Below are 12,003 nucleotides of genomic sequence, written 5' to 3'. Positions count from 1 at the left end.
AATGGAAGAGAACAAAGGTTTTTGGTACGCAGACTGGTCATTCCCTATTTTTGTTGGCCTGTTATCTGCGGGTGTCTTTGCGGGTACACACATGTATTACCTGTATGGCATTGGCGCATTCAATGAAGTGGCGTTTGTGTCTATGTTGCGTTCAGGTATGGATACCGGGGTTTACGGAGCGGTAGCCGCATTTGGTGCCAGTTTCCTGTTTGCCCGCATTATTGAAGGCTCACTGGTTGGTATTTTGGATATTGGCGGGGCCATTCAAACAGGTGTTGGGTTAGGTGTCCCGGCTTTATTGCTTGGTGCAGGCATTGTGTTCCCGGTCGCGAACTTTGCCGCCTCACTGGCTACAGGGTTAGTGCTTGGCCTGGCGATTGGCTACATCATTATTCTGGCGCGCAAGTTCACCATTAACCAGAGCGATTCCACTTATGGGGCCGATGTCATGATGGGTGCCGGGAATGCCTCTGGCCGTTTTCTTGGCCCTCTTATCATTCTGAGTGCCATTAGCGCCTCCATTCCAATTGGCCTCGGTGCGCTGGTTGGCGCACTGCTGTTCTACCTGTGGCAGAAACCTATTACGGGTGGCGCTATTTTGGGTGCCATGGTGCTTGGGGCGATTTTCCCCATCGCAATCAGCTAAATACCACGCCAGTGGGCGCATTGCCTGCTGGCGTAAGGAGCCGTTATGTTCGATATGATCCTGCGCAGGGTTCGCCTGGTCGACGGTAGCATTACCGATATCGCAATCAACCAAGGGGTGATTGCACAAGTCGGTAAGATAGATGCCTCAGCCCGGCAAGAAATAACCCTGGGCGGGCGCTTTTTCCTCAGTGCCGGGTGGATAGACAGCCATGTGCACTGTTACCCCAAATCCCCTATCTACCACGATGAACCCGACAGCGTGGGGGTTGCCACGGGCGTCACAACCGTTGTGGATGCTGGCAGCACCGGGGCCGATGACATCGATGACTTTTGGCAACTGACCCGTGAGGCAGTCACTGAGGTTTATGCCCTGCTCAATATCGCCCGCCAGGGGCTGGTTACCCAGAATGAACTGGCGGATATGGCAAAAATTGATGCCAGTGCAGTTAGCCTGGCGGTAGCTCGCCACCCGGATTTTATCGTCGGGCTGAAAGCCCGCATGAGCAGCAGTGTGGTGGGCGAAAATGGCATTGCACCCTTGCAACGGGCAAAAGTGATTCAGCAGGAAAATGGCAACCTGCCTCTGATGGTGCATGTAGGCAATACGCCACCAGGCCTGGATGAGATAGCCAAGCTGTTATCTTCGGGCGATATTCTGACCCACTGCTTTAACGGCAAACCAAATCGTATTTTTTCCCCTTCTGGTGAACTGCGCGGCGCAGTACGGCAGGCGTTAAAACGGGGTGTCCGCTTTGATGTCGGGCACGGCACTGCGAGCTTCAGTTTTGCCGTGGCTGAAAAAGCAATCAGCATGGGGTTGTTACCGCACACCATCAGTTCCGACATCTATTGCCGTAACCGTATCGATGGGCCAGTCAAAAGCCTGGCGTTGGTGATGGCGAAGTTTCTTGCACTTGGCATGACACTGGAGCAAGTGGTGGCCTGTGTTACGCAACATGCGGCAGAAGGGCTGCGCCTTGTGCGTAAGGGCCGCATAGCACCCGGGCTGGACGCCGATTTCACTCTATTCGATGTGCGCCCATACCAGGGGCAACTTACCGATAGCGAACAAAACGTATTAGCGGCATCAGAATGCATTATTCCACTGGCTGCAATGCGGGCAGGAACATGGTTTTTGACAGAACAAGGGAAGGCCGAGCATGTCTTCAGTATATGAAAAATATCAGGTTAAACCGGTCATTAATGCTTCTGGCCGCATGACTATTTTGGGTGTGTCCACACCATCCGGCGCGGTGGTGGAAGCGGTCACGCAGGGGATGCAGCACTACTTTGAAATGCATGACCTGGTGGAAAAAACCGGGCAGTACATTGCCCGGCTGCTTGAAACCGAAGCGGCAACTATTGTGTCCTGTGCATCGGCAGGGATTGCGCAAAGTGTGGCGGCCGTATTGGTCAAAGATGACGACTGGCTGTTAACCCACCTGCATGAAACACCACTCACCCATAATGAAATCGTGTTGCCAAAAGGCCACAACGTGAACTTTGGCGCACCGGTTGGCGCTATGGTGGCCCTCGGGGGCGGCAAGCTGGTGGAAGCGGGTTATGCCAACGAATGCAGCGCCAGGCAACTTGCTGCTGCCATCACACCGCAAACTGCTGCGGTGCTGTATATCAAATCTCATCACTGTGTGCAGAAAAGCATGCTCACGGTTAGCGAAGCCGCTCAGGTTGCTCGTGAACATCAATTACCGCTGATTGTGGATGCCGCAGCAGAAGAAGACTTGCGTTGCTACTACCAGGCCGGAGCAGACCTGGTGATTTACAGCGGTGCTAAAGCCCTTGAAGGGCCAACCAGTGGCCTGGTGGTTGGCCGGCAACCTTGGGTGGGTTGGGTACAGCGCCAGTCAGCAGGTATTGGCCGTGCCATGAAAGTGGGCAAGGAAGGCATTCTGGGGCTTGCCTGTGCAATTGAACAATACCTGCATGCACAGCACGAAACAGGACAGCAAATGGTGGCGAAGATGTCCCCTTTTATTGAGGCGCTTAACCAACTGGAGGGCGTGCAGGCGCGAGTGGTGTGGGATGCGGCTGGACGGGATATCGCCCGGGCAGAAATGACCTTTGATGAAGCAGTCACCGGCCTGCCCACCGGCCAGTTACTGGAACAACTCAAACAAGGTGAATACGCCATTTATTTCCGTGGTTATAAAGCCAATAGCGGCATTGTAGAAGCCGATGTCCGCAGTGTTGATGCCCAACAATTAATGACGATTTACCACAGCATTCGCGCTGTACTAAAAAAGGAGACAACAGCATGAGCCTGAGCCCACGTTTTTACCAGGACCGCGTGTGCCTGAATGTTCTGGCGGGTTCCCACCAAAATGCGGTGGATATCTATGAAGCCGCAGAAGGTTATGTACTGGTGGGGGTGCTATCCAAAAATTACCCGGATACAGAACACGCCGTGGCAGACATGCGCGAATATGCATCACTTATCAACAACGCGATTTCGGTGGGGCTGGGTGCCGGTTCCCCTGGGCAGTCGGCCATGGTGAGCGAAATCTCCCGCCAGATACAGCCACAGCACGTTAACCAGGTGTTCACCGGGGTTGCTACCAGCAGAGCTTTATTAGGGCAAAGCGACACCGTGGTAAATGGCCTGATTTCCCCTACCGGGACACCAGGGCTGGTCAAAATCTCCACCGGGCCGCTTAGCAGCAAAGCACCGGACGGCATTGTCCCCATTGATACTGCTATTGCGTTGTTAAAAGATATGGGCGGCAGTTCGGTGAAATATTTCCCTATGGGCGGGTTAGCCTGCCGTGATGAATACATTGCGGTTGCACAGGCATGCGCACGCCAGGATTTCTGGCTGGAGCCTACTGGGGGGATAGACCTGGACAATTTTGAGGCCATCCTCGATATTGCCCTGCAAGCCGGTGTTAAACGCATTATTCCGCACGTGTACAGTTCCATTATTGAGAAAAACACCGGGCAAACTCGCCCAGAGGATGTGCGTACCCTGCTCAACAGTGTTAAAAAATATCTGGGGTAACCCTTATTCAGACACACGGGCGCACTGGGGTGCCCGTGTCACCAGAGGACACAGACGTGCGATTTCCCAACCAACGGCTGGCGCAATTGTTTTGTTTGCTGGAAAACGAAACGCTACCTCAGGATGAGTTGGCTCGCCGCCTGGCTGTCTCCACTCGCACAGTCAGAGCGGATATTACAGCATTGAATATGTTGCTGGCCTGCCATGGTGCGCAATTTATTTTGAGCCGTGGAACCGGCTACCAGTTACGGGTTGACGACCCAGACCGTTTTGGTGCGTTACAAAACCAGCACCAGGCACCATTACGCGTTCCCCGCACCAGCGCTGAACGGGTTAACTACTTGCTGGTACGGTTTTTAACTTCGGCGTTCTCCCTCAAACTTGAAGACCTGGCCGATGAGTGGTTTATCAGCCGGGCAACGTTACAAGGCGATATGGCGGAAGTGCGCGATGTGCTGGCCCGTTATAATTTGTCAATTGAAGCAAGGCCCCGGCATGGCATGAAACTGTTCGGCGATGAAACCGCTGTGCGGGCGTGCCTGACTGACTTACTGTGGCAAATCAGCCAGCAGGACAGTGACAGCCCACTAATACAAGAAGAAGCACTGAATTCAGGTGTGCTGGCGGCACTGGAACCGACTTTGCAAAACTGCCTTGAGCAGTTTGCCATCCGCATGACAGATGAAAGTGTGGATTTTCTCAGGTTTTATTGCGCAGTGGCGGTACGGCGTATTAGTGAAGGTTACCCCATTGCCAGTTTTCACGCCGAGAACGTAGATGAACCCGTGCGCCAGGCGGCCAGTACCATGAGCCACTTGTTGCATCACCTGAGCGGCAAAGCGCTGTCAGATGCAGAAGAGAACTGGTTGCAAGTGCATTTCGCCGCACGTCGTATTCTGGATGCTGACCCATGCGCTATCAGTGCCGATGATGACGAAGCGTTGGTCAGCTACATTCTGCGTTATATCAACAGCCACTATAATTACGATTTGACCAGCGACCAGCAACTGCATGCCGATTTGCTCACTCATATCAAAACCATGATTACCCGGGTCCGTTACCAAATCCATATCCCCAACCCATTGCTGCAAAATATCAAACAGCATTACCCGCTGGCATGGGACATGACACTAGCAGCGGTTGCCAGTTGGGGAAAACATACGCCATACACCATTAGCGAAAATGAAGTGGGTTTTTTGGTATTGCATATTGGTGTCGGGCTGGAGCGCCACTACGATATTGGCTGGCAACGTAACCCACAGGTGCTGCTGGTGTGTGATACCGGTAATTCCACTGTGCGTATGATTCAGGCCCAGTTAGTGCGTAAATATCCACAAATTGAGGTGACACGCATTATCTCGCTCAGGGATTACGAGCAACTGAGCACCGTTGCTGAAGATTTTGTGATTAGCACTGCACGGCTAACGGAAAAAGACAAACCCGTTGCGACGATGTCTCCATTCCCTTCAGATTACCAGGTAGAACAGATAGGCAAACTGGTTCTGGTGGATCGCACCCGGCCATGGATGCTGGAGCGGTTTTTTGATGCGCGCCATTTTCGCATTATTGACAAGCCTATAAGCCAACAAACCCTGTTCACCAGCCTGTGCCAGCAACTGGAAAATGAAGGCGTTGTCGGGCCGGATTTCCTGCCCTCTGTGACAGAGCGTGAAGCTATTGTCAGCACCATGCTGGGCGATGGCATTGCGTTACCGCACTCGTTGGGTTTGCTGGCACACAAAACGGTGGTGTACACCGTACTGGCTCCGCAAGGTATTACGTGGGGCGATGAAACGGCAAAAGTGATTTTTCTGCTGGCGATCAGCAAAGAAGAATATGAAGAAGCAATGGCGATTTACGACTTGTTTGTGACGTTTTTGCGTGAGCAGCGTATGCCATTACTGAAAGACTGCCGGGATTTCGAGGAATTTAAAGCCATGGCTGTTTCTTGCCTGAATACCCCTCAAAACTAGTGTATTCAGAACAAAGGCAAGGCGTGGGAAGCAGGTTATTTTCTGGAAAACTGAACCCAAAAACTGAACCCGAAAGTGTAGCCAGAAATCATAACCAAACAAAACAGCCCCGCGCTCTATGCCGTGGGGCTGTTTTGTTTTAAGCCTTCAACGCAGGTGGTGGATAACCTGGTTGCTGCTGCCGCGCCAGATTAGCGCCGGGTCGCGTAAATCTTGCATGTACTTGCCATCAACCAGCACATTAATCAGCGCCACAACTTCCTGCTGAGCTTCGTCCAGCTCGCTCAACAGGTAACCCGTCCAGACCCAGATGTCTTTGCCAGGGCATTCACGGCAAATGCGCCGCACCAGCCGCAACACAGCAGAAACATTGGCCGGGTGAAGCGGGTCACCACCGGAAAGTGACAGGCCCTGGCGTTTCACCCGTGTGTCTTGTAAGTCGGCAATTATCCTGTCTTCCATTTCCTGGGTGAACGGCACCCCGGAATTTACCCGCCAGGTACTTTTGTTATAGCAACCGGGGCATTCGTGGGCACAACCGGCGACAAACAACGTACACCGGGTGCCAGGGCCATTCACCACATCCACCGGGTAATATTGGTGGTAATTCATAATTAACCCAACTGGCCGTTATTGAGGTGTTTCACCCGGCGCTTCACTTCTTCCTGTTTTCCTGCGTTAAACGGGCGGGCATCCGGGCTGCCAAGGTAGCCACAGACACGGCGGATAACAGACACCCGTGAGGAATCGTGGTTACCGCATTTCGGGCAGACAAAGCCTTTACTGGTGCACTCAAATTCACCGGTAAAACCACACTCATAACATTCATCAATCGGTGTGTTCGTACCGTAATACGGAACATGCTGGTAACTGTAATCCCACACATCTTCCAGCGCACGGAGGTTGTGTTGCAGGTTCGGGTACTCACCGTAGCAGATAAAGCCCCCATTGCTCAGCGGCGGGTACGGTGCCTCAAAGTCGATTTTGTCGTAAGGGTTAACTTTTTTCTCTACATCCAGGTGGAAACTGTTGGTGTAGTAGCCTTTATCCGTAACGCCCGCTACCACGCCAAATTCGGCGGTATCCAGGCGGCAGAAACGGTCACACAAATTTTCACTCGGCGTGCTGTACAGGCTGAACCCATAGCCAGTTTCTTCTTTCCACTCGTCCACCGCTTTACGCAGGCGGGCGACAATGGCAACGCCAATGGCGCGCAGTTTTTCATCGTCATAAATATGGCGGTTACCGGACAGCGCATTAATGGTTTCATGGATGCCGATATAACCAAGCGAAATTGACGCACGGCCATTTTTAAAGATTTGCGCGACATCGTCATCTGCTTTCAGACGCACACCACAAGCCCCTTCCATATAAAGAATTGGGGCGACACGTGCCTTCACACCTTCCAGGCGTGCAATACGTGTCATCAGTGCTCTTTTCGACAGTTCAAGGCGGCTGTCCAGCAGCTTCCAGAATTTGGCTTCATCCCCTTTGGCTTCCAGAGCAATTCGCGGCAGGTTCAGGCTAATAACCCCCAGGTTATTACGCCCGTCGTGAATTTGTTCACCGTTTTCTTCATAAACACCAAGAAAGCTACGGCAGCCCATTGGGGTTTTAAAGGAGCCGGTCACTTTCACTACCTGATCGTAGTTCAGAATATCCGGATACATACGCTTACTGGCGCATTCCAGAGCCAGTTGCTTGATGTCGTAGTTCGGGTCGCCGTCACGGTGGTTCAGGCCATCACGAATCGCGAAGACCAGTTTAGGGAATACTGCCGTTTTACGGTTTTTGCCCAGCCCGGCAATACGGTTACGCAGAATAGACGTCTGAATCAGGCGGGATTCCCAGCCAGTGCCCAGACCAAAACCGAAGGTGACGAAAGGCGTTTGGCCATTGGCGGTATGCAGCGTGTTGACTTCGTACTCCAGAGACTGGAAGGCGTCATAGCACTCTTTTTCAGTACGGGCGCGGGCATACCCTTCGGCATCGGGGATCTGCCATTCATCGGCGGTTTTGCGGTGTTTTTGGAAGCTGGCAGTCACGAATGGCGCCAGAATCTCATCGATACGGTTAATTGTGGTGCCGCCGTAAATATGGCTGGCAACCTGCGCGATTATTTGTGCAGTAACAGCAGTCGCAGTGGAAATGGACTTCGGCGGTTCAATTTCCGCGTTACCCATTTTAAAGCCCTGAGTCAGCATGCCTTTTAAATCAATCAGCATGCAGTTAAACATAGGGAAGAAAGGGGAGTAATCCAGATCGTGATAGTGGATTTCACCACGTTCATGGGCCAGGACAATATCACGAGGCAACAAATACTGCTTAGCGTAATGCTTGGCAACAATCCCAGCCAGCAAATCACGCTGGGTAGGGATAACTTTGCTGTCTTTGTTGGCGTTTTCATTGAGGATAGCCGTATTGGTTTGCTCTACCAGACCACGTATTTCCTGGTTGAGTTTGCCGCGTTTTTCACGGGCGACGTCACGGTCGTGGCGATATTCAATGTAAGCGCGCGCCAGTTGTTTATGGTTTCCGGCCATTAACTGGTTTTCAACAGCAGTTTGAATTTCATGGATATCGACCTGACTGCGGCCTTCCATTTGTGCACGGACGACTTCTGCGACGGTGGCGCAATAGTCTGCGTCATCGACACCTGCAGCTTTAGCGGCACGAAGAATAGCTTCTTTAATGCGCTCTGAATTGAAAGGTACTTTGCACCCATCTCTTTTCAACACGTGCGGTGTCATGATCTCTCCATTTTAAAAACAGGTTTTCCACAGAGGCAAGGGTTCATAAACAAGGTGCTATGTATCTGGAATACGCCAGAAAGCTCCCGTCTTTGCCTCGATTTATCCACAAATACTTCCCTTGCGGAAATGCGGCCTTAGTAAGGTATAACAGATGATTACTACAATATGTAGTTGAGGAACGCATTTTAGTGTCTATATATAGTGATTTGCATCAAACATGTTTGCGTTTTTTTTGATGCAGAACAAAGTAAATCTTGCGGAGAAGTAATGGCGCGGCTTGCTGGCTGAACGTGAAATAAGCATTCAGATTTTTTCCTGTTATGCGCTTAAAAAATGTCCTTAGAATGGTGATTATCTAAACAATTCAGGCCAGTTTTTTCATGCTGGCCTGAATACGGGAAAAGTAAGTGGGATTAATCCTCTACAGCCAGCCACCAAATAGCTTCAAAGGGACGCAACCTTATACCTTCGGGTTGCGATGGTGGCTGAGAATAGTTGGCTGCCAGGATTTCTGGTGTACCCGGCAAGGCACAACCTGACCAATGTTGCGGCTCTGAGCTTAGGTTGATAGCAACCACCAATTGCTGGCCCTGCCATGTACGGCGGTAACACCACAATGCCGATGAATCGGGCAGCAAGTCTTCATAGTCGCCCCAGGTTATCACCGGGTGTGTTTTACGCAGGCGAATCAGTTGCTGGTAGGTGTAAAACACCGAATCCGGGTTATCCAGTGCGGCACGGGCATTAATTTCTGGGTAATTACTGCATACGCTTATCCACGGGGTTCCCTTGGTAAAGCCTGCATGCGCACTGTTATCCCACTGCATCGGTGTGCGGCTGTTATCGCGGGATTTACTGGCCAGCACCGCCAGTAGTGCCTCTTTGCTTTCGCCACGTTGCTGGCCTGCGGCAAACATGTTCAGGCTTTCTACATCGCGGTATTCCTCAATAGTGCTGAAATGTGGGTTAGTCATGCCCAGCTCTTCGCCTTGGTAGATATAAGGCGTGCCCTGTAAGCCATGCAGTGCCAATGCCATCGCTTTTGCCGCTACTTCGCGCAACGGGCCTTCGCTACCAAAGCGGGACACAATGCGCGGCTGGTCGTGGTTACACCAAAACAGCGCATTCCACGCCTGGTTGTGCATGCCCTGTTGCCACCAGGTAAAAATCTTTTTCAGTTCAATAAAGTCCGGTTCAGCCAGAGCCCATTTTTGCCCGTTCGGGTAATCCACTTTCAGGTGATGGAAGTTGAACGTCATGGATAATTCGCGGCCATCGAGTGCTGCATACTGGCGGCAGTGCTCGAGTGATGTCGAAGACATTTCACCGACAGTCATTAACTGGCGCGGAGCAAACACTTCACGGCTGAATTCCTGCAAGAAATCATGAATGCGTGGGCCATCGGTATAAAAGCGGCGGCCATCGCCACCGGGTATATCTTCCGGCCAGCCAGGGTGTTTGGACACCAGGTTAACCACATCCAACCGCAGGCCATCAACGCCCCGGTCTGCCCAAAAATGGCATATCTTCTGGAGCGCCTGGCGTACTGCCGGGTTCTCCCAGTTTAAGTCTGCCTGTTCCGGTGCGAACAAATGGAGGTAATGCTGCCCGCTTTCGGCATGCCATTGCCAGGCACTGCCGCCAAATTTCGCCTGCCAGCCGTTTGGCGGTGTATCGGGTGTCCCATCGCGCCAAATATAGAAATCACGGTGTGGGTCTTGCGGGTTTTCCGCTGCACGGAACCACGCGTGTTCAGTTGATGTGTGGTTAAACACCATATCCAGAATAATGCGAATACCGCGCTGGTGGGCTTCTGCAACCAGGTTATCGAAATCGCCCATGGTGCCGTATACCGGGTCAATGGCCAGGTAATCAGCAACGTCGTACCCATTATCCACTTGGGGAGAAACATAAAACGGTGTCAGCCAGATAGCGTCCACGCCCAGGCTTTGCAGGTAGCCCAGCCGCTGGATAACACCCGCCAGGTCACCGGTGCCACTGCCGGTGGTATCCTGAAAACTTTTCGGGTAAATCTGGTAAATCACACCGTTTTGCCACCAGGGCAGTGTTGTTGTCATTGTGCTTTCCTGCATCATCAAAAAGGAACAGGCGGGAAGCCGCCCGTAAAGTTAAGGCTTAAACCGCCTGCAATGTGCCCTGGTGGGTTTTACGTTTGTACAGCACCGTGGTCAGAATAATGGGCACAACAATAGCGACCGCCATAGCGAGTGAGAAGGTGCCCCAGAAACGCGGCTGAATAGAGAGAATGCCGGGTATGCCCCCCACGCCAATACCGTTTGCCAGTACACCGCTTAAACCGCACAACAGAGCAGCCAGACCTGAGCCTGTCATGGCGCACAGCATCGGGAAGCGGTACTTCATGTTAATGCCGTACATGGCCGGTTCTGTGACGCCCAAAAAAGCAGAAATGGCGGCAGGTACAGAGATTTCGCGTTCATTCTGTTTCCGGCTAACCAGGATAACGCCCACAACGGCAGCACCCTGAGCAATATTGGACAACGCAATCAGAGGCCAGACAGGTGTACCGCCCATGCTCTGAATCATCTGCATGTCGATGGCCAGCGTGGTTTGGTGAACACCGGTAATCACCAGTGGCGCATAAAGGAACCCGAACAGCGCAGCACCAATTGGGGCAAAACTGCCAGTCATCAGGTGGCGCACTGCAAAGGCAACACCGTCACCAATCATGCGGCCAGCAGGGCCAATCAGTGCATGGGCCAGGAATACAGCCAGCAGCAGCGAGCAAACAGGGACGACGACCAAATAGAGGTAATCCGGAACCAGGCGTTTGAGACGGGTTTCAATCATGCCCAGCGCCAGACCGGCAAGCAGAGCCGGAATAACCTGCGCCTGGTAACCCACTTTTTGAATGGTAAACCAGCCAAAGTTCCACACTTCCGGTGTCTGGCTACCCAGCAGATAGGCGTTCATCAATTGGGGCGATACCAGCGTGATGCCCAGCACGATCCCCAGGATGGGCGTACCACCCATTTTCTTCACAGCAGACCAGCAGATTCCCACAGGCAGATAGAAGAAAATAGCTTCGCCAATCAGCCATAAGAAGTCGTACAGGGTTTTTAGGGCCGGGTAAATTTGCGCCAGGGTTTCGCCGTTGCGAAAGGGTACATCGCCAATGACATTACGAAAACCAAGGATCAAGCCGCCGCTGATAAGTGCAGGCAGCAGCGGGAAGAAGATCTCGGCAAAATGGGAGATCCAGCGTTCATGCCATTTCATGTTCTGGCGTGCGGCTTGTTTTACCTGATCTTTATTGGCTGAACTTTGCCCGGTTTGTGCCAACAGCGCCTGGTACCAGTCGCCGACATTGGTACCAATGACTACCTGGAATTGCCCGGCATTGGTAAAGCAGCCTTTCACCATCGGTAATGTTTCAATGGTTTTGGGTTGTGCCAGCGCGGGATCGTTCAGCACAAAACGTAGCCGGGTAATGCAGTGGGTTACGGTGGCGATATTTTCCTTGCCACCAACCAGCGCAATCAACGTATCAATATCCTGCGGGTTAATTTTTTTCATGGTAAATCCCTGTGGAGGTAGGTAAAGGCATCAGCGAATTTTGCCTGACTGCAGGGTA

At 52.3% G+C, this 12,003-nt stretch carries 9 protein-coding genes; 5 read left to right on the top strand and 4 right to left on the bottom strand.

Annotated features, from left to right (window positions below; translation table 11 throughout):
• Position 1 precedes the first annotated feature (1 nt).
• Genes LC084_RS22495 through LC084_RS22475 form a run of 5 tightly spaced genes read left to right on the top strand, consistent with a single transcriptional unit; the run spans position 2 to position 5,637 of the window.
• The gene (locus LC084_RS22495; protein WP_226574425.1) at positions 2-646 is read left to right on the top strand and encodes a DUF4310 family protein; all 645 of its coding nucleotides are present in this window, start codon (positions 2-4) and stop codon (positions 644-646) included.
• 45 nt (positions 647-691) lie between these two features.
• Positions 692-1,825, top strand: a complete 1,134-nt coding sequence (locus LC084_RS22490) for an amidohydrolase/deacetylase family metallohydrolase (RefSeq protein WP_226574423.1) — start codon at positions 692-694, stop codon at positions 1,823-1,825.
• The gene (locus LC084_RS22485; RefSeq protein WP_226574421.1) at positions 1,809-2,927 is read left to right on the top strand and encodes a DgaE family pyridoxal phosphate-dependent ammonia lyase; all 1,119 of its coding nucleotides are present in this window, start codon (positions 1,809-1,811) and stop codon (positions 2,925-2,927) included. Before LC084_RS22490 ends, LC084_RS22485 begins: the two co-directional genes overlap by 17 nt.
• A complete protein-coding gene (gene dagF / locus LC084_RS22480; RefSeq protein ID WP_226574418.1) occupies positions 2,924-3,664 on the top strand; it encodes a 2-dehydro-3-deoxy-phosphogluconate aldolase in 741 nt (246 codons plus the stop codon). Before LC084_RS22485 ends, dagF begins: the two co-directional genes overlap by 4 nt.
• A gap of 56 nt (positions 3,665-3,720) precedes the next feature.
• A complete protein-coding gene (locus tag LC084_RS22475) occupies positions 3,721-5,637 on the top strand; it encodes a BglG family transcription antiterminator (protein WP_226574416.1) in 1,917 nt (638 codons plus the stop codon).
• 147 nt (positions 5,638-5,784) lie between these two features.
• Here the strand turns inward: LC084_RS22475 and nrdG are convergent, their stop codons facing one another.
• From nrdG to treB, 4 genes are all read right to left on the bottom strand, one after another.
• Positions 5,785-6,249 carry an anaerobic ribonucleoside-triphosphate reductase-activating protein gene (gene nrdG, locus LC084_RS22470; protein WP_226574414.1) on the bottom strand — a complete coding sequence of 155 codons (465 nt, stop codon included), beginning with the start codon at positions 6,247-6,249 and terminating at the stop codon, positions 5,785-5,787.
• Between the two features lie 2 nt (positions 6,250-6,251).
• Positions 6,252-8,387: an anaerobic ribonucleoside-triphosphate reductase gene (gene nrdD / locus LC084_RS22465; RefSeq protein WP_226574412.1), complete on the bottom strand. Its 2,136-nt coding sequence runs from the start codon at positions 8,385-8,387 to the stop codon at positions 6,252-6,254.
• Between the two features lie 416 nt (positions 8,388-8,803).
• The gene (gene treC, locus LC084_RS22460) at positions 8,804-10,468 is read right to left on the bottom strand and encodes an alpha,alpha-phosphotrehalase (RefSeq protein ID WP_226574410.1); all 1,665 of its coding nucleotides are present in this window, start codon (positions 10,466-10,468) and stop codon (positions 8,804-8,806) included.
• 58 nt (positions 10,469-10,526) lie between these two features.
• Positions 10,527-11,945 (bottom strand): PTS trehalose transporter subunit IIBC, encoded by a 1,419-nt coding sequence (treB, locus tag LC084_RS22455; RefSeq protein WP_226574409.1) that lies wholly within the window; start codon positions 11,943-11,945, stop codon positions 10,527-10,529.
• Positions 11,946-12,003 lie beyond the last annotated feature (58 nt).

Origin of the sequence: Mangrovibacter yixingensis, assembly GCF_020523985.1 — a bacterium.
GTDB lineage: Bacteria > Pseudomonadota > Gammaproteobacteria > Enterobacterales > Enterobacteriaceae > Mangrovibacter > Mangrovibacter yixingensis.
Note: the sequence above shows the minus strand (reverse complement) of the source record. Positions and strands in the feature narration are given on the sequence as shown.

Coding starts and splice junctions, on each gene's coding strand:
- LC084_RS22495 (WP_226574425.1), top strand. CDS start 2: ATGGAAGAGAACAAAGGTTTTTGGTACGCAGACTGGTCATTCCCTATT.
- LC084_RS22490 (WP_226574423.1), top strand. CDS start 692: ATGTTCGATATGATCCTGCGCAGGGTTCGCCTGGTCGACGGTAGCATT.
- LC084_RS22485 (WP_226574421.1), top strand. CDS start 1,809: ATGTCTTCAGTATATGAAAAATATCAGGTTAAACCGGTCATTAATGCT.
- dagF (WP_226574418.1), top strand. CDS start 2,924: ATGAGCCTGAGCCCACGTTTTTACCAGGACCGCGTGTGCCTGAATGTT.
- nrdG (WP_226574414.1), bottom strand. CDS start 6,249: ATGAATTACCACCAATATTACCCGGTGGATGTGGTGAATGGCCCTGGC.
- nrdD (WP_226574412.1), bottom strand. CDS start 8,387: ATGACACCGCACGTGTTGAAAAGAGATGGGTGCAAAGTACCTTTCAAT.
- treC (WP_226574410.1), bottom strand. CDS start 10,468: ATGACAACAACACTGCCCTGGTGGCAAAACGGTGTGATTTACCAGATT.
- treB (WP_226574409.1), bottom strand. CDS start 11,945: ATGAAAAAAATTAACCCGCAGGATATTGATACGTTGATTGCGCTGGTT.